Raw genomic sequence first — 25,040 nt, 5'->3', positions numbered from 1 at the left:
CACACCCTCGGCGACCGGCACCAGACACAACCCCTCCAACGACCCCCGCTCCCCCACATCCACCCGCCACTCCCCCGGACCGTCCGGGGGTGTGAGCGTTCCGTCCGTCGCGGGGGCGAGCCGGGCGGCGTACAGCCGGCCTCCGCGCACCGCCAGGTCGGGTTCGCCCGCGTCGGGCGTCCGCAGCAGCGCCTCCCACGGGTCGGCGTCGACGTCGACCAGCAGGACGCGGCCCGGGTTCTCGGACTGGACGCTGCGCAGCAGCCCGCGTACGGCGGCACCCGCCGGGTCCGGCAGGTCGTCGCCCGGCTCGGCGGCGACAGCGCCCCGGGTGAGCACCACGAGGGTGGCGCCGGAACCGGTCGTGCCGTGGGCCGGGCCGGCCGTGTCGCGGCCGAGGAACGCCTGCACCGCGGTGAGGACGGCGGACACCCGGCCGTGGACGTCCTCGTCCGAAGCGCCGGTCTCAGCCGGCGCGGACGAGACGACGAGGAGGTCGGCCGCGGCGGTGGTGAGGTCGGTCGCGGTGACGCGGTCGGCGCCGTGCGCGGCGAGCCCTTCGGCCGCTCCGAACGGGTCGTCGCCGACCACCGCCCAGGTGCGGGCGGTGGCCGCCTCCGGGGCCGTGACCGGCACCCGGTCGACGCGGAGCACCGGCCCCACGCCGTCGCCGCCGGGAGCGGCGGCCTGGGCGGTGTCCAGCGGGCGCAGCACCACGCGTTCGACGGAGACGACGGTGCGGCCGTCGGGGTCGGTGGCTTCCAGGGTCACGCCGTCGGTGCCGCACGGTGAGAGCCGGACGCGCAGGGCACTCGCCCCGCCCGCCGCGAGGGTGACGCCCGACCAGGAGAACGGCAGTCCGGGCGCGCGCCGCCCGTCGCCCGCTCCGCCGGGCGTTCCGTCACCGGGCGTTTTGTCGTCCGGGGCAAGGAGGGCGAGCGGGTGCAGGGCGGCGTCGAGCAGGGCGGGGTGCAGGCCGAAGCGTGCGGCGTCGGTGTGGCCCTGCTCGGGGAGCACGACCTCGGCCCAGAGGTCCGCTCCGTCGCGCCAGGCGGCGCGTACGCCCCGGAAGAGCGGCCCGTAGGCCAGGCCCGCCCCGGCGAGCGCGTCGTAGAGACCGGCCGTGTCGACGGGGCTCGCGCCGGGCGGCGGCCAGGGCACGGCGGTCCCGCCGGTCGCCGGGCCGGCGGTGCCCAGGGCGCCGGAGGCGTGCCGGGTCCAGGGGCGCTCGGACCAGCCGGTACTGGTGGCGGGGCGCGCGTGCACGGTGAAGGCACGCAGCCCGTCCTGGCCGGGCGCCTCAACACGCAACTGGACCTGTACCGCGCCCTGTTCGGGGAGTACGAGTGGCGCGTGCAGGACGAGTTCGTCCAGCAGACCGCAGCCGGCCTCGTCACCGGCGCGCACCGCCAGCTCGACGAAGGCGGTGCCGGGCACGACGATCCCGCCGTGCACCACGTGCTCGGCGAGCCAGGGGTGGGTCCGCGCGGACAGGACGGCGGTGAACAGCATCCCGTCCGCGTCGGCGAGCGGGACGCCGGCGGCGAGCAGCGGGTGCGCGGTGTCGGCCAGTCCGGCGGATACCACGTCTCCGGGCCGGGCGGTGACGGTGGGCCAGTACCGCTCGCGGGCGAACGCGTAGCGCGGCAGGTCGATCCGCCGGCCGCCCCACTCGGCGGCCCGCCCGGCCCAGTCGACGGGGACGCCGTGCACGTGCAGGGTGGCGAGCGCCCGGAGGAACGTCTGCGTCTCGTCGCGTCCGTCGCGCAGCGCGGGGGCGGTGACGGCGTCCTCGACGACGTGTTGCACCAGCGCGGACAGCACGCCGTCCGGCCCGAGTTCCAGGAAGACCGGTGCCCGGCCGGGTGCCGTGACGGCGTCGGCGAACCGCACCGGCTCGCGGACCTGACCCACCCAGTAGGCCGGGGTGGCCGGATCACCGGGCGCGGTCGCCGTGAACGGGACCGTCGGAGCGTGATACGTCAACGACCCGGCGACCTCCGCGAATTCGGCGAGCATCGGCTCCATCAGGTGCGAGTGGAAGGCGTGCGACACCGACAGCCGCTTCACCTTCCGCCCCTCGCCCCGCAGCCAGGACTCCAGAGCGGCGATCGCCTCCTCACCGCCCGAAAGCGTCAGGGAGGAGGGCCCGTTCACCGCCGCGAGATCCACACCCTCCGGCAGCTCCACCTCCGCCTCGGCCGCCTCCACCGCCAGCATCGCCCCGCCTTCGGGCAACGCCTCCATCAACCGCGCACGCGCCGACACCAGCGCACACGCGTCGTCCAGCGACAGAATCCCCGCCACATGCGCCGCCGCCAGCTCACCGATCGAATGGCCCACCAACCGGTCAGGGGCCACCCCCCACGACTCCACCAGCCGGAACAACGCCACCTGCACCGCGAACAACGCAGGCTGCGCACAACCGGTCCGGTTCACGGCAGCGGCGTCGTCCCCGAACACCACCTCCCGCAAAGGCCGTTCGAGACCGGCGTCCACCCGTGCGCACACCGCGTCGAACGCGTCCGCGAACACCGGAAACGCCCCGTACAACCCGCGCCCCATCCCCGCCCGCTGCGACCCCTGACCGGTGAACAGCACGGTCAGCCGGCGGTCGTCCTCGGCCCGGCCGACGACGGCTCCGGCCAGGCCGGCCAGCGCGGCGGACGCGGTGTCGCCGTCGGCGGCGAGGACCACGGCACGGTGCTCCAGCGATCCCCGGGTGGTCGCCAGGGAGTACGCCACGTCGGCGAGCGGCTGCCCGGTGACGGTCTCCCGCAGCCGTTCGGCCTGCGCCGGCAGCGCGTCCGCCGTGCGGGCGGAGACCAGCAGCGGCAGCAGGGCCGGTGCGGCGGGCCCGGCCGCGACGTCCTGCCGCTCGGGCGGCTCGGACGCCGGTGCCGCCTCCAGGACGACATGGGCGTTGGTGCCGCTGACACCGAACGAGGACACGCCCGCCCGCGCGGGGCGGCCGGTCGCCGGCCAGGGGCGGGCCTCGGTGAGCAGTTCCACGGCGCCGACCGACCAGTCGACCTCGGTGCTCGGCCGGTCGACGTGCAGGGTGCGGGGCAGTACGCCGTGGCGCATCGCCTCGACCATCTTGATGACGCCGGCCACGCCCGCGGCGGCCTGGGTGTGGCCGATGTTCGACTTGAGCGAGCCGAGCCACAGCGGTTCTTCCCGGTCCTGGCCGTAGGCGGCGAGCAGCGCCTGTGCCTCGATCGGGTCGCCGAGCCGGGTGCCGGTGCCGTGCGCCTCCACCGCGTCCACCTCGGCCGGGGTGAGACCGGCGTCGGCCAGGGCGCGTTCGACGACCCGGCGCTGGGCGGGGCCGCTGGGGGCGGTCAGCCCGTTGGAGGCGCCGTCCTGGTTGACCGCCGATCCGCGCACCACCGCGAGCACCCGGTGCCCCTGGGCGACGGCGTCGGACAGCCGCTCCACGAGCAGCATGCCGACCCCTTCGCCCCAGCCGGTGCCGTCGGCGGCGGCGGCGAAGGACTTGCAGCGCCCGTCGGAGGCCAGCCCGAGCTGCCGGCTGAACTCCACGAACGCCGTGGGGGTGGACATGACCGTGACACCGCCCGCCAGGGCCAGCGTGCACTCCCCCTGGCGCAGTGCCCGTACGGCCAGGTGCAGGGCGACGAGTGACGAGGAGCAGGCCGTGTCGACGGTGAGGGTGGGGCCTTCGAAGCCGAAGGTGTACGCGATCCGGCCGGAGATCACGGCGGCGTTGTTGCCGGCGCCCTGGTGGCCTTCGCCGGCTTCGGCGGCGCCGGCGAGCAGGGCGGCGTAGTCCTGTCCGTTGGTGCCCGCGAACACGGCGGTCTCTGTGCCCCGCAGGTCCGCAGGGTCGATGCCCGCGTGTTCGAGGGTCTCCCAGGCGATCTGGAGCATCAGCCGCTGCTGCGGGTCCATCGCCAGGGCCTCGCGCGGCGAGATCCCGAAGAAGCGGGGGTCGAACTCGGCGACGTCCCGCAGGAATCCGCCTTCGTGGACGTAGGAGGTGCCCGCGGCGCCGTCGGGGTCGTACAGCCCGGCGGTGTCCCAGCCGCGGTCGTCGGGGAAGTCGACGATGCCGTCGCGGCCTTCGGCGACCAGTCGCCAGAGGTCGGCCGGGGAGGCGACACCGCCGGGGTAGCGGCAGGCCATGCCGATGATCGCGACGGGTTCGTCGGCGGCGGTCCCGGTGGTCGCCCGTCGGTGTCCCGTGGCGCCGCGCACCAGGTCGCGCAGGTGTTCGGCGAGTGCGGTGGGGGTGGGGTGGTCGAAGACGAGGGTGGCGGGCAGGGCGATGCCCAGGGCGGCGGTGAGCGCGTCGCGGAGTTCCACCGCGGTCAGGGAGTCGAAGCCGAGGTCGGTGAAGGCCCGGCGGGGGTCGACCGCTTCGGGGTCGGGGTGGTTGAGGACGACCGCGACGTGGCCGCGCACGAGCTCCACCAGGGCGCGGCGCTGCTCCTTGTCCGCGAGTCCGGCGATCCGGGCGGCGGCCGGGGTCCCGCCGGCGGCCGGCGCGGCCGGGCCGGACGGTGCGGTCGGTACGGCCGGTGCTGCGAGGGCGTCGAAGAGGCGCTGCGGGCGGACGGCGGTGAAGGCGGGGACGAAGCGCGCCCAGTCGACGTCGGCCACCGCCACGGTGACGTCGCGGCGGTCGAGTGCCGTGCCGAGCGCGGTGAGCGCGTGGGCGGGGTCCATGGCGCGCAGTCCGCGGCGGCGCAGGTAGTCCTCGGTGCCGGCGTCGCCGGCCATGCCGCCGCCCCGCCAGGGTCCCCAGGCGACGGAGGTGGCGCACCGGCCCTCGGCGGCGCGCCGTTGGGCGAGGGCGTCGAGTGCGGCGTTGGCGGCGGCGTACGCGGCCTGTCCGCCGCTGCCCCAGACGCCGGAGACGGAGGAGAACAGGACGAACGCGTCGAGGTCGGCGTCGCGCAGCGCGTCGTCCAGGTGCAGCGCGCCGGTGACCTTGGCGGCGAGCACGTCGGCGAGGGTGGCCGGGTCGAGGGTGGCGAGCGGACCCGGGTCGCCGCTGCCGGCGGCGTGCACCACGGCGTTCGGCGGGTGGGCGGCGAGCAGCAGGTCGAGGGCGGTGCGGTCGGTGACGTCGCAGGCGGCGACCGTCACCCGGGTGCCGGCGGCGGTGAGCTCGGCGGCCAACTCGGCCGTTCCGGGGGCGTCGGCCCCGCGCCTGCCCGCCAGGACGAGGTGCGGGGCACCGCGGCCGGCCAGCCATCGGGCGACGTGCGCACCGAGCGCCCCGGTGCCGCCGGTGATCAGGGTCGTGCCGCGCGGCGTCCAGGCGTCCGCCGCCGGACCGTCCGGGACGGGGGCGGGCCGGAGCCTTCTGGCGAGAGCGGTGCCGTCCCGCAGCGCCACCTGGTCCTCGTGGGCCGCGGCCGGGCCGGCCGCTCCCCCGGCGCCTGCGGCGAGTACGCCGACGAGGTGCCGGGCGGTGTCGTCGTCGGCCCGGACGGGCAGGTCGACCGCGCCGCCCCAGCGCCGGGGCGCCTCCAGTGCCGCGACCCGTCCGACCGCCCAGAGCGCGGCGGCGGCCGGGTCGGCCGGTTCGCCGGGGGTGACGGCGACGGCGCCGCGGGTGAGGATCCAGACCGGCGGCCCGTCGCCGCGCAGCGCGTCGAGCAGGTCGGCCTGCCCGCGGGTGACGCCGGGGTGCCCGGGGTGCGGGCGCGGGTCGGGGACGAGGATCAGGCCGTCGAGGGGTTCCGGTGTCTCCGTCGCGTCGGCGGCGGTCCTCACCGTGGCGCCGTGGGCGCGCAGCGCGTCGGCGCACCAGGCGGCGTCCGGGTCGCCGGGGGCGGAACGGACGTGCCACGTCCCGCCGAGCACGGGGGCCCGCTCCGGTTCGGGCAGCGGGTGCCAGTCGACGGTGTAGCGCCAGCCGTCGGGGCCGTCCGGTCGTCCGGCGGGGCGGGCAGGGGCGGGGGCCAGCGGCCAGAAGTGGTCGCGCCGGAAGGCGTAGGTGGGCAGGTCGACGGTCCGGCCGCCCCATCCCGCCGTGATGGCCCGCCAGTCGAGCGGGACGCCGGCGGCGTGGGCGGTGGCGACGGCGCGCCACCAGGTCCCGGCCTGGTCGCGGCCGGCGCGCTGGGTCGCGATCAGCGTCGTGGCCGGGTCGTCCAGTCCGGCGCGGGCGGCGGCGGTGAGGACCCCGTCGGGGCCGAGTTCGAGGAAGCGGGTGACGCCCTTGTCCCGGAGGGCGGTGACCGCGTCGGCGAACCGTACGGTGGCGCGGACCTGGCCCACCCAGTAGGCGGGGGTCGTCATGTCTCCGGGCGCGGTCGGGGTCACCGGGACCGACGGCGTGCGGTAGGTCAACGACTCGGCCACGCGGGCGAAGTCGGCGAGCATCGGCTCCATCAGGTGGGAGTGGAAGGCGTGCGAGACCGTCAGGCGTTTGACTTTGCGGCCCTCGGCCCGCAGCCGGTCCTCGAGTGCGGTGATCGCGTCCGCGTCGCCCGAGACCGTCAGGGAGGACGGGCCGTTGACGGCTGCCAGGCAGACGCCCTCCGGGAGTTCCAGTCCGTCCTCGGCCGCCTCCACGGCCAGCATCGCGCCGCCCGGGGGCAGTGCCTGCATCAGCCGGCCGCGCGCGGACACCAGGGCGCAGGCGTCGTCCAGGGTCAGGATGTCCGCCGCGTGGGCGGCGGCCAGTTCGCCGACGGAGTGCCCGATCAGGTGGTCGGGGGCGAGGCCGAAGGACCGGGCGAGCCGGAAGGAGGCGACTTCGAGGGCGAAGAGTCCGGCCTGCGTGCAGACGGTCCGGTCCAGTGCGTCCGGGTCCCCGAACACGACGTCCCGCAGGGGGCGTTCCAGGTCGGGGTCCAGTCGGGCGCAGACGGCGTCGAACGCCTCCGCGAACACCGGGAACGCCTCGTACAGTCCGCGTCCCATACCCGCGTGCTGTGCTCCCTGGCCGGTGAACAGGAACGCCAGTCTGCCGGGGCCGGTCTCGCCGGTGACGACGTCCGGGTGGGGTTCGTCGCGGGCGAGGGCCCCGAGTCCGGCGAGGAGCCCGTCGCGGTCGGCGGCCAGCACCACGGCCCGGTGCTCGAAGGGGGCGCGGGTGGTGGCGAGCGACACGGCGAGGTCGACGGCGTCGAGTCCGGGGCGGTCCGCGACGAAGTCCCGCAGCCGTTCGGCCTGGGCGCGCAGCGCCTGTCCGTCGCGGCCGCCGACGATCCAGGGGAGGAGGGCGGGCGGGGTGCCGGGTGCACTCTCGGGGGTGCCCTCGGCGGGTGCCTGTTCGAGAATGACGTGGGCGTTGGTGCCGGACACGCCGAACGACGAGACGCCCGCCCGCGCGGGGCGCCCGGTGTGCGGCCACGGCCGGTTCTCGGTGAGGAGTTCCACCGCTCCCGCCGACCAGTCGACGTGCGGGCTGGGCGCGTCCACGTGCAGGGTGCGGGGCAGCACCCCGTGCCGCAGCGCCTCGACCATCTTGATGACGCCTGCGGCGCCGGCCGCCGCCTGGGTGTGGCCGATGTTCGACTTCGCGGAGCCGAGCCACAGCGGCTCGGTGCGGTCCCGGCCGTAGGTGGCGAGCAGCGCCTGCGCCTCGATGGGGTCGCCGAGGGTGGTGCCGGTGCCGTGTCCTTCGACGGCGTCGACGTCGGACGCCGAGAGGCGGGCGGCGGCCAGCGCGTCGAGGATCACCTGCCGCTGGGCAGGCCCGTTGGGGGCGGTCAGGCCGTTGGACGCCCCGTCGGAGTTGACGGCCGAGCCGCGCAGCACGGCCAGCACCCGGTGGCCGCGGCGCCGGGCGTCGGACAGCCTTTCGACGAGGAGCACGGCGGCGCCCTCGGACCAGCCGGTGCCGTCGGCGGCGGCGGCGAAGGACTTGCAGCGCCCGTCGGCGGCGAGTCCGCGCTGCCGGCTGAACTCCACGAAGGGCGCCGGGTTGGCGAGCACGGTGACGCCGCCCGCCAGCGCCATCGTGCACTCCCCGGCCCGCAGCGCCCGTGCGGCGAGGTGCAGGGCGACCAGGGACGAGGAGCAGGCGGTGTCCACGGTGACCGCGGGGCCGTGCAGGCCGAGGGCGTAGGCGACCCGGCCGGACAGCACGCTGGTCGCGGTGCCGGTGAGCGCGTAGCCGGCCGCGCCCTCCTCGACCGGTACCCCTGCCCCGTAGCCGGAGGTGGTGGCTCCGACGTACACGCCGACGGGGGTGCCCCGGACGGTGTGCGGGTCGATGCCGGCCCGTTCGAACGCCTCCCAGGACGTCTCCAGCACCAGGCGCTGCTGCGGGTCCATCGCGGCGGCCTCGCGGGGCGAGATGGAGAAGAACGCGGGGTCGAAGCGGCCCGCGTCGTGGACGAAGCCGCCCTCCCGTGCGTACGAGGTGCCCTCGCGCCGGGATTCGGGGTCGTACAGGGTCTCCAGGTCCCAGCCCCGGTCGTCGGGGAACTCGCTGATGCCGTCGCCGCCGGAGACGACGAGGTCCCACAGCGCCTGTGGGGAGTCCACGCCGCCGGGCAGCCTGCAGGCGGTGCCGACGATCGCGATCGGCTCGTGGTCGGCGTCGGACAGTTCCCGGTTGCGCGCCTTGAGCCGTTCGTTCTCCTTGGCGAGCGTGCGCAGTGCCTCGACGTACCGGTCGACGGACGCAGCCATGATTCAGTTTTCCCCGTCCGTCGCGGCGACGAGTCTCAGCAGAGCCTCGCCGTCCATCTCGTCCAACGCGTCCAGCGCGTCCGCCGTCGGCGTGGCCGCGGCGACGTCGCTCCGCCCGGCCAGTCCCAGCAGCGGGTCGAGCAGTCCCGCCTCCCGCAGCCGGGACAGCGGCACCGAGGCCAGGGCGGCCCGGATCCGGCTCTCCTCGTCGGCCTCCGCCGCCTCGTCCACGTCGGCGAGCCCGCACGCCTCCAGCAGGTGCGCGGCGAGGGCGGAGGGCGTCGGGTGGTCGAACACGACCGTGGCCGGCAGCGCGAGTCCGCTCGCCGCGTTGAGGCGGGTGCGCATCTCCACGGCGGTCAGCGAGTCGAAGCCCAGATCGCGGAAGGCCCGGTCCGGTTCGATCACGCCTGCCTCGGCGTGCCCCAGCACCAGCGCGGTCCGGGACCGCACCAGCTCCAGCACGAAGTCGGGGCGTTCGTACGGCGGCAGGGCGAGCAGGTCGTCGCGCAGGCGGGCGGTGCCGGGGTCCGGGTCGGCGCCGAAGGGCCCGGCGGGCGCCGCGTCGACGAGTTCGGCGAGCAGCGGGGCGGGCCGGGCGGCGGTGAACGCCTCGGCGAAGCGGGGCCAGTGGACGTCCGCGACGGTCACCTCGGGCGTGCCGTCGGCGACGGCCTCGGCGAGGGCGGCGATCGCGACGTCCGGGTCCATCACCCGCACGCCGTGCCGGGCGAGTGAGGCGTCCGCGCCGTCCGCCATGCCGCCGCCGGCCCAGGCGCCCCAGGAGACGCAGGTGGCGGGGGCCTTGCGGGCGGCCCTGCGCCGGGCGAGGGCGGCGAGCCGGGCGTTGGCGGCGGCGTAGGCGCCCTGGCCGGAGCCGCCCCAGACGGCGGCGACGGAGCCGAAGAGGACGAACGCCTCGACGTCCCCACAGAGTTCGTCCAGGTGTTCGGCGCCGGTCGCCTTGCCCTCGGCGGCGGCGGCGAGGTCGGCGGCCGTCAGGTCGGTGAGGGGACCGAGGCCGCCGACGCCCGCCGCGTGCAGGACGGCGGTCGGCGGGTGGTCGCGGAGCAGGGCGGCGACGGCGTCCCGGTCGGCGAGGTCGCAGGCGACGGCGACCGCTTCGGCGCCGAGCGCGGTCACCTCCGCGAGCAGTTCCGCCGCGCCGGGCGCGTCGGCGCCCCGGCGGCCCGCCAGCACCACCTTCGTGGCGCCGCCGCGGGCCGCCCAGCGGGCGACGTGGCCGCCGAGCGCGCCGGTGCCGCCGGTGACCAGGACCGTGCCGCCCGGCCGCCAGGGGGCGGCCGCGACGGGCGGGGCGGGCACCAGCCGGCGGACGTACAGGGTGTCGCGCAGGGCGAGTTGGTCCTCGCCGCCCGCCCCGCCGAGGGCGGTCGCCAGCAGGGCGCGGGCGGTGCCGTCCAGCGTCGGCGGGAGGTCGATCGTGCCGCCCCAGAGCGCGGGGTGTTCCAGCGCGGCGACCCGGCCGAGCGCCGCCAGGGCGTGTGCTCCGGGGGCGGGGACCTCCTGGTCCAGGACGGCCGCTCCGCCACGGGTGGCGCACCAGAGGCGGGCCCCGGTGCCGACGAGCGCCCGGACGAGGGCCAGGCCGGTGGCCGGCGCGGTGTCGTCGGCGAGCCCGAGCAGCGAGAGGACGCCGGTCGTGGCGCCCTCGGGGACCAGTCCCCGTACCCGGGCGGCGTCTTCGGTCTCGTCCGCGCCGACGTACCGGACGACGGGGTCACCGCCGCCGCTGCGGATCGCCTCGGCGCACTCCTCGGCGGTCGCGGTGTGCTCCGGGTGGGCGAGCACCAGCCAGGGGCCCGCCGGACCGGGGCCGTCGCCGGCCGGTACGGGGCGCCACTGGACGCGGTGGCGCAGGTCGCGGGCGCGTGCGCGGTCGTGCCAGCCGTGCAGGGCGGGCAGCAGCACGCCGGGGCGGTGCAGTTCCTCGGCGGACCCGATGCCGAGGAGTCCGGCGAGCTCGTCGGCGTCGCCGCCGCGCACGGCGTTCCAGAACGGTTCGTCGGAGGGGGCGGCCGGGCCGCCCCGGCCGGGTGCCGACCGTGCGAGCGGCCAGTACCTGACGAGCTGGAAGGCGTAGGTGGGCAGGTCCACGATCCGGCCGCCCCGGCCTTCGAGGATCCGGGGCCAGTTCAGTTCCGCGCCGTCGGCGTGCGCGCCCGCGAGCGCGGTGAGCAGCGTGGCGGGTTCGTCGCCGTCCGCGCGCAGCAGCGGCAGCGCGGTCATGCCGTCGGCGGCGTCGCACTGGGCCGCCTGGGCGGTGAGGACCCCGTCGGGGCCCAGCTCGACCAGCCGGGTCACCCCTTCGTCCCGGAGGGCGGCGATCCCGTCGGCGAACCGGACGGTGGCGCGGATCTGGCCGACCCAGTAGGCGGGGCCCGCCGGGTCTCCGGGGGCGGTGGTCACCAGGGGGACGCGTGGCGGGTGGTAGGTGAGGGACTCGGCGACGGCGGCGAACTCGGCCAGCACCGGTTCCATCAGGTGCGAGTGGAAGGCGTGCGACACCGCGAGCCGCTTCACCCGGCGTCCCCGCTCGCGCCAGCGCGCGGCCAGCGCGTCCACGGCGGCCGCCTCGCCGGACACCACCAGGGCGCGTGGCCCGTTGACGGCGGCGAGGCAGACGCCCCGGCCGGGCGACAGTTCGTCCGCGATCTCGCTCTCCGCGGCCTCCACGGCGAGCATCGCGCCGCCCGCGGGCAGGGCGTCCATGAGGCGGGCGCGGGCCCGGACGAGGGTGGCGGCGTCTTCCAGGGAGAGCACCCCGGCGGCGTGGGCGGCGGCCAGCTCGCCCACGGAGTGGCCCAGCAGCACGTCGGGGGCGGGCCCCCACGCCTCGGTGAGCCGGAACAGACCGATCTCCAGCGCGAACATGGCCCGCTGGGCGGTCCCGGTGCGTTCCAGCGCCGCCGGGTCCGCGAAGTCGGCGGCGTCCAGGCCGACCGCGGCGCACGCGGCGTCGAACGCGGTGGCGAAGGCGGGGACGGCGGCCCGCAGAGCGAGGCCCATGCCGGCCCGCTGGGCGCCCTGGCCGGTGAAGAGGAAGGCGGTCCGGCCGCCCCGGGCGGTGCCGGTGACCAGGTTCGGCGCCGGTTCCCCGGCGGCCAGGGCGCGCAGTGCGGCCCGCAGCGCGTCGTGGTCCGCCGCGACGACGACGGCCCGGTGGTCGAGTGCGGTACGGGTGGTGGCGAGCGAGTAGGCCAGGTCGGCGGGCGGGTGCGCGGCGGAGGCGCCGAGCAGCCGCGCGGCCTGGGCCCGGAGCGCCGCCGGGGACCGGCCGGAGACCGGGAACGGCAGCGCTCCGGGCGGGACTCGGCCGGGAAGCGGGTCGGGTGCCCGGTCGTCGGGGTCCGCGGCTTCGTCGGGCGCCTGTTCCAGGATGACGTGCGCGTTGGTGCCGCTGACGCCGAAGGAGGAGACGGCGGCGCGGCGGGGCCGGCCGGTCCGGGGCCAGGGGCGGTTCTCGGTGAGCAGTTCCACGGCTCCGGCCGACCAGTCCACCTGTGGGGTCGGCGCGTCCACGTGCAGGGTCTTGGGCAGCACCCCCCGGCGCAGGGCCTCGATCATCTTGATGACGCCGGCGACCCCGGCGGCGGCCTGGGTGTGCCCGATGTTCGACTTCAGCGAGCCGAGCCACAGGGGCTCCTCGCGGTCGCGTCCGTAGGTGGCCAGCAGTGCCTGCGCCTCGATCGGGTCGCCGAGCTTGGTGCCGGTGCCGTGCGCCTCCACGGCGTCCACCTCGGCGGGGGTGAGCGAGGCGTTCTCCAGCGCGCCGCGGACGACGCGCTGCTGGGCGGGGCCGTTGGGGGCGGTGAACCCGCTGGAGGCGCCGTCCTGGTTGACGGCGGACCCGCGCACCAGGGCGAGCACCCGGTGTCCGTTGCGGCGGGCGTCGGACAGCTTCTCCAGCAGCAGGACGCCCGCGCCCTCGCCCCAGCCGGTGCCGTCGGCGGCGGCCGCGAACGCCTTGCACCGGCCGTCGGCGGCGCTGCCCTCGTCGAAGCCGAAGCCGGCGAACATCATCGGCCCGGCCATCACCGTGACCCCGCCGGCGAGCGCCAGGTCGCACTCGCCGCCGCGCAGGGCCTGGGCGGCCAGGTGCAGGGTGACCAGCGACGACGAGCAGGCGGTGTCCACGGTCACGGCGGGGCCCTGGAGGCCGAAGGTGTAGGCGATCCGGCCGGACAGCACGCTGCCGGCGTTGGCGGTGCCGAGGTACCCCTCCAGCGCTGCGGGGTCGACCACCGTCGGGTAGTCGTGGTACATCACCCCGGCGAAGACCCCGGTGCGTCCGCCGCGCAGGGTGCGCACGTCGATGCCGGCCCGCTCGACCGCCTCCCAGGAGGTCTCCAGGAGCAGCCGCTGCTGGGGGTCGGTGGCCGCGGCCTCGCGCGGGGACATGCCGAAGAGGTCGGCGTCGAAGTCGCCCGCTCCGTCGACGAATCCGCCGCGCGGGGCGCCGGAGACGAGGTCCGGGTCCCAGCCCCGGTCGACGGGGAGCGGGCCGAGGGCGTCGGTGCCGGACTCGACGAGGTGCCAGAGGTCCTCGGGCGAGCGGACGCCGCCCGGGTAGCGGCAGGCCGCGCCGATGACGGCGATCGGCTCGGCCGCCCGGTCCTCCCACTGGCGGAGGCGGCGGTTGGCGTCGCGGAGCTGGGTGGTGGCGCGCTTGAGGTAGGCGAGGAGTTTCTCCTCGCCCGCCGGGATCCCGTCGGTCATGGTGTGCTGCCCGCGTCCTCTCACGACGTCTCGAACTCGGTGTCGAGCAGATCGAAGATCTCGTCCGCCGACGCGGACTCCACGTCCTGGTGGTCGTGGTGGTCGTCGGGCCCGCCGGGCCCGCCGCGCCCGTCGTTCCAGCGGCCGGCCAGGGTCCGCAGCCGGGCGGCGATCCGGGCCCGGCCCTCGTCGTCGGCCTCGGTGCCGACGCGTGCCAGTCCGGCTTCGAGCCGGGCCAGTTCGGCGAGCAGGGCGTCGACGGCCGACACGGGTTCGGGGGCGAGTTCGGTGCGCAGGTAGCGGGCGACCTCAGCGGTCGTCGGGTGGTCGAACACCAGGGTCGCGGGCAATCGCAGACCGGTGGAAGCGGCCAGCCGGTTGCGCAGTTCGACGCCGGTGAGGGAGTCGAGGCCCAGTTCGAGGAAGCCCCGGTCGGTGTCGACGGAGCCGGGCGAGGCGAAGCCGAGGACGGCGGCCACCTGTCCGCGCACCAGGTCGAGCACGACGCGCCGTTGGTCGGCCTCCGCGGCGCCGGTGAGCCGGGCGCGCAGGGCCGCCGGGTCGCCGGTTCCGGCGGCGCCCTCGGCGGTGCGCCGGGCCGGACGGGGCACCAGGGCGCGCAGCAGGGGCGGCACCGCCTCCCGGCCGCGCAGCGCGGCCGGTCGGAGGGCGGCGGGGACGACGAGCGCGGGCCCGGCGGCGCAGGCCGCCGAGAAGGCGGCCATGCCGTCGTCGGTCTCCAGGGCTCCGAGTCCGGAGCGGGCCACCCGGCGCACGTCGGCCTCGGTGAGGGCGCCGGTGAGCCCGGTGCGTTCGGCCCACGGGCCCCAGGCGAGCGAGACGGCGGGCAGGCCGAGGGAGCGGCGGTGGGCGGCGAACGCGTCCAGGAAGACGTTGGCCGCCGCGTAGTTGGCCTGACCGGCGCCGCCGAGCACACCGGCGGCGGAGGAGAACAGGGCGAAGGCGGTCAGTTTCAGGTCCTTGGTGAGTGCGTGCAGGTTGAGCGCGCCGCGGACCTTCGGGGCGAGGACCGCGCTGACGCTGTCCGCCGTCATCCCGGTGAGGACGCCGTCGTCGAGGACGGCGGCGGTGTGCACGACGGCGGTCAGCGGGTGCCCCGCGGGCACCCGGTCCAGGGTGCGGGCGAGGGCGGCCCGGTCGGCGACGTCGCAGGCGACGACGGTGGCGGTGGCGCCCAGTGCGGTGAGTTCGGCGACCAGGTCGTCCGCACCGGGTGCGGCGGGGCCGCTGCGGCTGGTGAGCAGCAGGTGGCGTACGCCGTGGTGCTGGACGAGGTGGCGGGCGAGGGACCGGCCGAGCGTGCCGGTCGCGCCGGTGACCAGGACGGTGCCCCCGGCGGTGTCGAGCCCGGTGTGGGCCGGGTCACCGGCCGGCGGCGCGGGGAGCCGTACGAGCCGGGGGGCGAGGACGTGGCCGTCGCGGAGCGCGACCTCGGTCTCGGCGGCGTCCAGGGCGGCGAGGACGGCGGGGGCGAGTGCGGCCGGGTCGGCGTCCGGGGACGGGTCGAGGTCGGCCAGCAGCAGGCGGCCGGGGTGTTCGGACTGGGCGGAGCGCAGCAGTCCGCGCACCGGGGCGTGCACCAGGTCGACGGGGTCGCGGCGTCCGTCGTCGGTGCTCACCGCACCGCGGGTGACGACCACCAGCGGCAGCGTGGCGTACCGGTCGTCGGTCACCCACCGGCGTACGAGGGCGAGCGCCCGGGTGACCGCCTCCTCGGCGGCGGTGGCCGGATCGGCGTCGGCGGCGCCCCCGGCGGCCCCGGCGTCGGACAAGGCCCGCGCGTCGGGTGCGGCGAGGAAGGGGGCGAGGACGACGTCGGCGGTGGCGAGGATCTCGTCCGGGTCGGCGGAGCCGTCGTACGCGGTGACGGTGAGGCCGGCGCCGGACAGGGCCTCGGCGAGCCCGCCCGCGTCCGGGCCGAGGACGGCGAGCCGGGCGGAGACGGCGGCGGGCGCGGCGAGCGCGGTGGACCAGTCGACGCGGAACAGCGCGTCGGCGACGGAGTGGCGGGCGGCGGCCAGTTCGGTGCCCACGGGCCGGGCGACGATCGCGTCCACCCGGCCGACCGGGGCGCCGACGGGGTCGGCCAGATCGACGCGGACGCCTTCGGCGGTCTCGGTCAGGCGTACCCGCAGGGCCGTCGGGCTGCCGTACGCGCTCAGCCGCACCCCGCGCCAGGCGAAGGGCAGTTCGGCGGGGCGGGGCGTGTCGGGCCCGTCGCGCAGCAGGCGCAGCAGTCCGATGCCGTGCAGGGCGGCGTCGAACAGGGCGGGATGGACGGTGTGACCGTCGGTGGGGACGCCCTCGGGCAGCGACACCTCGGCGAAGAGCTCGCCGTCGCGGTGCCACACGCCGTCCAGGGCCCGGAAGGCGGGGCCGTATCCGTAACCGGCGTCGGCGACGCCCTCGTAGAACCCGGTGAGGTCCACCGGATCGGCGTCCGGCGGCGGCCAGGCGGTGAGGTCCGTGCCCGGGTCCGGGGTGTCGGCGGAGAGGGCGGGGGCGGGGGCCAGGGTTCCGGAGGCGTGCCGGGTCCAGGCGGCCGTGCCGTCGCCCCCGGTCGCACCGTCCCGTGCGGCGTCGTCGGCGGCACGGGCGTGGACCGCCACCTCCCGGCGGCCCTCGGTGTCGGGGGCGCCGACGGAGAGCTGCACCACGACGGTGTCGCGTTCGCCGAGGACGAGCGGCGCGCCGAGGGCGAGTTCCTCCAGATGCGGGGTGCCGACCCGGTCCCCGGCGTGCAGGGCCATGTCCACGAAGGCGGTGCCGGGCAGCAGCACGGTGCCGAACACCGCGTGGTCGGCCAGCCAGGGGTGGCTGCGCAGGGACAGCCGGCCGGTGAGGACGGTGGCTCCGTCGCCGGCCAGCGGGACGGCGGTGGGCAGCAGCGGGTGTCCGCTGTCGTCCAGGCCCAGCCCACGCGCGTCGCCTGCGCCGGGCGGCGCGAACTCCAGCCAGTACCGCTGCCGTTGGAAGGGGTACGTGGGCAGGGACACCGTGCGCACCGGCAGCCCGGCGAGGGCCGCGGTGTGGTCCACCGGGCCGCCGTGCACGCCCAGTTCGGCGGCGGACCGCAGGAAGCGCTCGGGTCCGTCGTCGTCGTGGCGGACCGTGCCGAGGACGAGCGCGTCGCCCGGGTCGAGGTCGGCGATGTCCTCGACGATCTCGCCGATGGCTCCGGCGAGCACCGGATGGGGGCTGATCTCCACGAGGAACCGGGCGCCGTGTTCGACCAGTCCGCGCACCCCGCGGTCCAGGTCGACGGGGCTGGTGAGGTTGCGTTCCCAGTACCCGGCGTCCAGGGCGGCGGTGTCGAGCCGGCCGCCGGTGACGGTGGAGTGGAACGGGACGGCGCCGGTGACGGGCTCCAGGCCGGTGAGGAGCCCCGCGAGTTCGCGGGCCATCGGCTCGACCTGGGCGCAGTGCGAGCCGAAGCCGACGCGGATGCGGGAGGCGCGGACGCCGTCCGTCTTGCAGCCGGAGAGGAAGTCCTGCAACGGGCCGGCCTCGCCGGAGACGATGGTGGAGGCGGGGCCGTTGATGCCGGCGACGGAGAGCTGGCCGTCGTACGGTTCGAGCAGGGCGCGCACCTCGTCGGCGGACAGCGCCACCGAGGCCATGCCGCCGAGGCCGTCCAGGGGCAGCAGCGCCTTGCCGCGCAGGGCGACGATCCGGACCGCGTCCGCGAGGGTCAGCGCGCCGCAGACGTAGGCGGCGGCGATCTCCCCCTGGGAGTGGCCCAGCACCATGTCGGGCTCCACGCCGTGGCTGCGCCAGAGGGCGGCGAGCGAGACCATCACGGCGAACAGGACCGGCGGGGCGACGTCGACCCGGTCGAGCGGCGGGGCGCCTTCGACGCCGTGCAGGACGTCGAGCAGGGACCAGTCGACGTGCCGGGCCAGTTCCTCGGCGCAGGCGTACAGCTCGGCGGCGAAGACCTCGGAACTTTTCACCAGTTCCAGTGCCATGCCCGCCCGTTGGCCGCCCTGGCCGGGGAAGACGAACGCGACCCGGCCCCGGCGGGCCGTCCCGGTCACCAGGTGCGGGGCGGCTTCGCCGCGGGCGAGGGCGGCGAGCGCCGTGAGGCGGTCGGTGGTGTCGGCGGCGACGACCGCGGCCCGGTGCTCGAAAACGGACCGGGTGCCGATCAGTGCGTGGGCGACGTCCGCGGGGTGGTGGCCGGGGTGCTCGGCCAGGTGGGTGAGGAGGCGTCCGGCCTGCTCGCGCAGCGCGCCGGGCGAGCGGCCGGACAGCACCCACGGCACCACGGTCCCGTCGAGTTCGGGGCGCGGCCGGGTGCCGGCGTCGGCGGGCGCGGGCGCGGGTGCGTACTGTTCGAGGACCAGGTGGGCGTTGGTGCCGCTGCCGCCGAACGAGGAGACTCCGGCCCGCCGGGGGCGGCCGTCGGTGCCGGGCCAGGGGACGGTGTCGGTGAGCAGGGCGACGGAGCCGGTGGTCCAGTCGACGTGCGGGGTGGGCTCGTCGATGTGCAGGGTCTTGGGCAGCAGCCCGTGGCGCAGGGCCATCACCATCTTGATGACGCCGGCGACGCCGGAGGCGGACTGGGTGTGCCCGATGTTGGACTTGACCGATCCCAGCCACAGGGGGCGGTCGGCAGGGCGGTCCTGGCCGTAGGTGGCGAGCACCGACTGGGCCTCGATGGGGTCGCCGAGTGTCGTGCCGGTGCCGTGCGCCTCGACGGCGTCCACGTCCGCGGGGGTGAGCCCGGAGTTGGCGAGGGCCTGGCGGATCACCTTCTGCTGGGCGGGGCCGCTGGGCGCGGTCAGGCCGTTGGAGGCGCCGTCCTGGTTGATGGCGGTGCCGCGGACCAGGGCGAGGACGGGGTGGCCGTTGCGGACGGCGTCGGAGAGGCGTTCGACGAGGATCATGCCGACGCCCTCGCCCCAGCCGGTGCCGTCGGCGGCCGCGGCGAACGGCTTGCAGCGGCCGTCGGCGGCGAGTCCGCGCTGCCGGCTGAACTCGGTGAAGGAGGTAGGGGTGGCGAGGACGGCGACCCCGCCGGCGACCGCCATGTCGCACTCGTTCTGGCGCAGTGCCTGGCAGGCGAGGTGGATGGCGACCGCCGAGGAGGAGCAGGCGGTGTCGACGGTCGCGGACGGCCCTTCGAGGCCGAGGGTGTAGGAGATGCGGCCGGAGGCGCCGGCGGTGCCGGTGCCGGAGAGGAAGAAGCCTTCGGTGCCGTCGCCGGCCTGCGGGACGCCGAGGCCGTAGCCGACGAAGGAGGTGCCGACGAAGACGCCGGTGGCGCTGCCGCGGGCGCTCTGCGGGTCGATGCCGGCGCGTTCGAACGTCTCCCAGGCGGCCTCCAGCAGCATCCGCTGCTGGGGGTCGGTCGCCAGCGCCTCGCGGGGCGAGATCCCGAAGAGCTCCGCGTCGAAGTGGGCCGCGTCGTGGACGAAGCCGCCCTCGCGGACGTAGGAGGTGCCGGGGTGGTCCGGGTCGGGGTGGTAGATCGCGTCGAGGTCCCAGCCGCGGTCGTCGGGGAACGGACCCATGGCGTCGGTGCCGTCCATGACCAGGCGCCACAGCTCCTCGGGCGAGTCGGCGCCGCCGGCGTAGCGGCAGCTCATGCCGATGATGGCGAGGGGCTCGTCCTGGCGGACGGTGGCGTTCCGCACGGCCGCCGCTCCCCCTTCCGCCTGGTCGCCCATGACCTCGGCGAGCAGGTGGGCGGCGAGGGCGGCCGGGGTCGGGTGGTCGAAGACGAGGGTGGCGGGGAGCCGTCTGCCGGTGGCGGTCAGCAGCCGGTTGCGGACCTCCACCGCCATCAGGGAGTCGAAGCCGAGGTCCCGGAAGGCGCGGTCGGGTTCGACGGCGGAGGTGTCGGCGTATCCGAGGGCGGCCGCCGCCTGTTCGCGTACGAGGTCGAGCAGGTGGTCCAGACGCCGGGGCTGCGGGAGGGCGAACAGCGTGGTGCGCAGTGCGTCGTCGCCTCCGCCGGTCTCCTCCGCGGGGGCCTCGGGCTCGGCGAGCGCGGCCGCCACCTCGGGGATGTCCATGATGAGGGGGCGGGGCCGGGCGGCGGTGTAACCGGGGGCGAAGCGCGCCCAGTCGATGTCGGCGACGGTCACGCAGGTCTCGTCGGCCTCGACCGCCCGGTGCAGGGCGCCGACGGCGAGGCGGGGGTCCATGGCGTGCAGCCCGCGCCGGCCGAGCTGGGCGGCGGACTCGTCGTCGGCCATCCCGCCGTCGGCCCAGCCGCCCCAGGCGACGGAGGTGGCGGTCAGTCCGCGGGCGCGGCGGTCCTGCGCCAGTGCGTCGAGCACGGCGTTGGCGGCGGCGTACGCGATCTGCCCGGCACCGCCCCAGACCCCGGAGCCGGAGGAGAACAGGATGAACGCGTCGACGTCGCCGACCAGTTCGTCGAGATGCCGGGCGCCCTCGGTCTTCGCGGTGACGACGGCGGCGAGTTCCTCGGTGTCGCAGTCGGCGAGGGCCGTGGCCTGCGGGACGCCGGCGGCGTGGACCACCGCGTCCACGGGGTGGGCGTCGAGGAGGGCGGCGACGGCGTCGCGGTCGGCGACGTCGCAGGCGGCGAGGATCACCTCGGTCCCGCGTGCGGTGAGTTCGGCGGCCAGGTCGGCCGCGCCGGGGGCGTCGGGGCCGCGGCGGCCGGCGAGGACGAGGGTGCTCGCGCCCTCGTCGGCGAGCCAACGGGCGAGGTGCGCGCCGATGCCGCCGGTGCCGCCGGTGACGAGGACGGTGCCCCGCGGGTGCCAGGTGCGGGTGGGGCGGGCTTCGCCGGCCCGCACCATGCGGCGGGCGTAGGCGCCGGAGGGGCGCAGCGCGAGCTGGTCCTCGTCGCCGCCGAGCAGCCCGAGCATCCGGCCGAGCACCCGGTCGTCCGGGTCCTCGGGCAGGTCGACGAGGCCGCCCCACTGGTCGGGCCGCTCCAGTCCGGCCACCAGGCCGAGGCCCCAGGTCGCCGCCTGGGCGACGGAGCGCAGCCGGTCGGCGCGGCCGACGGCTACGGCCCCGCTGGTCAGCAGGTACACCGGTGTCCTGGTCTCCCAGGCGACCAGGGTGCGTACCAGGTCGAGGTTGGCGGCGAGGCCCGCTGGCACGCCGGCGTGGTCAGGGTGCGGCCGGGTGTCGAGGGCCAGCAGGGAGAACACGCCGGACAGCAGGACGTCGGCGGGGAGTTCGCCGGGGGCGGCGACGCGTGCGTCGGCTCCGGCGGCGGCGAGCAGGGCGGCGAGCCGTTCGGCGAGCGCGCGCTGGTCCGCTCCGGCGACGACTGCCCAGGTGCCGGTGAACTCCGGCCGGGCGCGCTCGGCGTCGAGGGCGCGCCAGGCGACCCGGTAGCGCCAGCCGTCGACGGTGGAGCGGTCGCGGGTGCCGCGCCGCCACTCGGCGAGGGCGGGCAGGGCGGGGGCGAGCAGGTCGTGCCCCTCGCCCAGGGACTCGGCCAGCGCGGCGACGTCGCCGCTCTCCACCGCCGCCCAGAAGCGGCTCTCTTCGGGGGAGGCCGCGCCGGGGCCCGCCGTCGTGGGGGCCGCCTGCTGGTCCCACCAGTAGCGGTCACGCTGGAAGGGGTAGGTGGGCAGGTCGACGCCGTCCGTGGTGGCGACGGACGGGGGCCAGGCGGGTTCGACGCCGCGGGTGAACGCCTCCGCGAGGGAGACGGCGAACCGCGCGGGGCCGCCTTCCTCCCGGCGCAGCGAGGTGAGGGTGACCGGGTCCGGCGCGCCCTCGGCTTCGGCGGTCTCCTGGACGCTGACACCGAGCACGGGGTGCGGGCTGTTCTCCACGAAAACGCGGTAGCCGTCGGCCAGCAGGGCGCGGGTGGCGGGGGCGAACTGTACGGTCTGCCGCATGTTCTGGAACCAGTAGGCGGCGTCCAGCCCGGCGGTGTCGAGCAGCCCGCCGGTGACGGTCGAGTAGAACGGGATGCGGGAGGCGCGCGGCCGGACCGGGGCCAGGACGGCGAGTGCCTCGTCGTGGACCTCGTCGACGAGCGGCGAGTGGGCGGCGCCCTTGACGCGGATCTTGCGGAACCGTACGCCGTCGTCCTCGAGTGCGCGCAGCAGTTCGTCGAGGCTGTCCTCGTGGCCGGCCACGGTGGCGGAGCGGACGCCGTTGACGGCGGCCATGGTGAGGGCGCCGTCCCAGCGGGCGAGGCGTTCCTCGATCTCCGCGGGCGGCAGCGACACCGACGCCATCGCGCCCTGTCCGACGAGGCGGGCCAGCAGCCTGCTGCGTTCGGCGACGATCCGTGCCGCGTCGTCGAGCGACAGGGCTCCCGCGACGTGGGCGGCGGCGATCTCGCCCTGGGAGTGGCCGACGACCGCTTCGGGTTCGACGCCGTGTTCCCGCCAGAGCGCGGCGAGCGACAACATGGTGGCGAACAGGACCGGCTGGATCACGTCGACCCGGTCCAGGTCGGCGGCGCCCGGCAGCCCCCGCACAGCCGCTTCGACGGACCAGTCGAGGTGGGTCTCCAGCGCTTCGGCGGATGCGTGGAAGGCGCGGCGGAAGGGTTCGCAGGTGTCGAGGAGCGCGTCGGCCATGCCGGGCCACTGGGAGCCCTGGCCGGGGAAGACGAAGACGGTCCGGCCGGTGCGGCCGGCGACGCCGCGTACGAGGCCGGGGGCGGCGAGATCGGCGGCGAGCGCGTCCAGTTGGGCGCGCCGGTCGGGGCCGAGCAGCACGGCCCGGTGCTCGAAGCGGGCGCGGCCGTCGGCCAGTGCGCGGGCCACGGCCCGGTCGTCGGGGGCCGGTCCGGCGTCGAGGTGCGCGCCGAGCCGCAGCGCCTGCTCGCGGAGCGCTCCGGTGCTGCGGGCCGACAGCAGCCACGGCAGTTCGATGCCGGGGGGCCGGGGTGCGGGTACGGCGGGCGGTTCCGCCTCGGGGGGCGCCTGTTCGAGGATGGTGTGGGCGTTGGTGCCGCTCATGCCGAACGAGGAGACCGCGGCGCGGCGCGGGCGGTCGGCGTCGGGCCAGTCCACCCGGTCGGTGAGCAGCCGGACCCCTCCCGCGTCCCAGTCGACGTGGGGGGTCGGCTCGGAGACGTGCAGGGTGCGGGGCAGCACCCCGTGGCGCAGCGCCAGCACGGTCTTGATGATGCCGGCGACGCCCGCGGCGGACTGGGTGTGTCCGATGTTGGTCTTGACCGATCCGAGCCACAGCGGGCGGTGTTCGTCGCGGTCCCTGCCGTAGGTGGCGATGAGGGCCTGCGCCTCGATGGGGTCGCCGAGGGCGGTGCCGGTGCCGTGCGCCTCCACGGCGTCGACGTCGGTGGCCCGCAGCCCGGCGTCGGCGAGCGCGGCCCGGATGACGCGTTGCTGGGAGGGGCCGTTGGGCGCGGTGAGGCCGTTGGACGCGCCGTCGGAGTTGACGGCGGAGCCGCGGACGAGGGCGAGCACCCGGTGGCCGTTGCGGCGGGCGTCGGAGAGGCGTTCGACGAGCAGCATCCCGACGCCCTCGCCCCAGCCGGTGCCCTCGGCGTCGGCGGAGAAGGCGCGGCATCGGCCGTTGGGGGCGAGCGCGCCGCCCTGGCTGGCGTCGACGAACATGCTGGGCGTCGCCATGACGGTCGCGCCGCCGGCCAGCGCCATGGTGCACTCGCCGCTGCGCAGCGCCCCGATCGCCAGGTGGAGGGCGACCAGGGAGGACGAGCAGGCGGTGTCGACGGTGACGGCCGGGCCTTCGAGTCCGAAGGCGTAGGCGAGCCGGCCGGAGACGACGCTGGTGGCGGTGCCGGTCAGCATGTGCGGGCGGGCGCCTGCGGGGACGTCGATGCGGCCGATGCCGTAGCCGGAGGTGGCGGTGCCTATGTAGACGCCGGTGGACGTGCCGCGCAGCAGCGCGGGGTCGACGCCGGCGCGTTCGAACGCCTCCCAGGAGGTCTCCAGCAGCAGCCGCTGCTGCGGGTCCATGGCGAGGGCCTCGCGGGGCGAGATCCCGAAGAAGGCCGGGTCGAACCGGCTCGCGTCGTAGAGGAAGCCGCCTTCGAAGGTGTGGCGGCCGGCGCCCGGTTCGTCGTCCCCGCCGTAGAGGCCGTCCAGGTCCCAGCCCCGGTCGGACGGGAAGCCGGCGACGGCGTCGACCTCGTCGTGCACGAGGCGCCACAGCGCCTCGGGGGTGTCGGCGCCGCCGGGGAAGCGGCAGGCCATGGCGACGATCGCGATCGGTTCGTCGGCGGTGGCCGTGGCGCGGACCGGGACGGCCGGGACGCGGGCCGGTGCGTCGAGTTCTCCGAGGAGTTCGCGCACCAGGTGTGCGGCGAGGTGGTCGGGGGTGGGGTGGTCGAACACCAGGGTGGCGGGGAGCCTGCGCCCGGTGGCGCGTCCGAGCCGGTTGCGCAGTTCGACGGAGGTGAGCGAGTCGAAGCCGAGGTCCTTGAAGGGCCGGTCCGGCTCCACCGCCTCGGGCGAGCCGAAGCCGAGCACGGTGGCGGCGTGGCCGCGTACCAGGTCGAGCGCGGTGCGGTCCCGGTCGGCCGGCGACAGCCCGCGCAGTCGCTCGACGAGTCCGCCGGGGGCGGCGTCGCGGTCGGCGACGCGCCGGGCGGGGCGCACCAGGGAGTGCAGCAGGGGCGGCAGTTCGCCCGAGGCCGCCGCGAGCGTCGCGGTGTCCAGGGCCACCGGCACCAGGGCGGGGTCGGGGTGGCTGAGCGCGGCGTCGAAGAGGTCGAGGCCGTGTTCCGGGCCGAGCGGCGGGAACCCGGAGCGGGTGATGCGGTCGGCCTCGGCGTCGGCCAGGGTGCCGGCCATGCCTCCCGGCGCGGCCCACGGGCCCCAGGCGAGGGAGAGCGCGGGCAGCCCCTCGGCGTGCCGGTGCCGGGCGAGGGCGTCGAGATAGGCGTTGGCGGCGGCGTAGTTGGCCTGGCCGGCGCTGCCGAGGGTGCCCGACATCGAGGAGTAGAGGACGAACGCGGCGAGGTCCAGGCCGGACGTCAGTCCGTGCAGGGTGGCGGCGGCCGTCTTGGGGGCGAGGACGGCGCGCAGCCGGTCCGGGGTCAGCGACTCCACCAGCCCGTCGTCGAGGACGCCCGCGGTGTGGACGACGGCGGTCAGCGGGTGCGCGGCGGGTACACCGTCGAGGAGCGCGGCGACCGCGCCGGGATCGGTGAGGTCGCAGGCCACGACGGTGGCCTCGGCGCCGAGGTCGGCGAGTGCGGCGACGAGTTCCGGCGCGCCCGGCGCGTCGGGGCCGCGCCGCCCGGCGAGCAGCAGTCTGCGTACGCCGTGTCCGGTGACCAGGCGGCGGGCGAGCAGTCCGGCGAGTGCGCCGGTGCCGCCGGTGAGCAGTACGGTCCCTTCCGGATCGAGAGCGCGGGGGACGGTGAGGACGACCTTGCCGATGTGGCCGGCCGCTCCGACGAAGCGGAAGGCGTCGACGGCCCGGCGGACGTCGAAGGCGCGGATCGGCGGGAGCGTGAGCACCCCGTCGGCGAACAGCCGCATCACCTCGGTGAGGATCTCCCCGATGCGGTCCGGGCCCGCCTCGCCGAGGTCGAACGCCCGGTAGTGGCCGCCGGGTACGGCATCCGGGTCGCGGAGGTCGGTCTTGCCCATCTCCAGGAACCGTCCGCCCGGCGCGACCAACCGCACCGAGGCGTCGACGAACTCCCCGGCCAACGCGTTCAGTACGACATCGACACCCCGGCCACCGGTCCGGCTGCGGAAGGCGTC

3 protein-coding genes are annotated in these 25,040 nt (G+C 76.8%); all 3 read right to left on the bottom strand.

Features of this window, described 5'->3' with window-relative positions; translation table 11 throughout:
• Positions 1-8,622 (bottom strand): type I polyketide synthase (locus Q0994_RS33275; RefSeq protein WP_299542347.1); only part of this gene is annotated, 8,622 nt, incomplete at its 3' end.
• A 3-nt stretch (positions 8,623-8,625) separates the two neighbouring features.
• Positions 8,626-13,362: a type I polyketide synthase gene (locus tag Q0994_RS33270; protein ID WP_299542345.1), complete on the bottom strand. Its 4,737-nt coding sequence runs from the start codon at positions 13,360-13,362 to the stop codon at positions 8,626-8,628.
• A gap of 20 nt (positions 13,363-13,382) precedes the next feature.
• The coding region (locus tag Q0994_RS33265) for a type I polyketide synthase (protein WP_299542343.1) at positions 13,383-25,040 on the bottom strand (11,658 nt) is incomplete at its 5' end.

This window comes from uncultured Streptomyces sp. (assembly GCF_947488945.1).
Classification (GTDB): Bacteria; Actinomycetota; Actinomycetes; order Streptomycetales; family Streptomycetaceae; genus Streptomyces.
The sequence above is the reverse complement of the archived record's forward strand: the minus strand, read 5'-3'. Positions and strand labels throughout refer to the sequence as shown.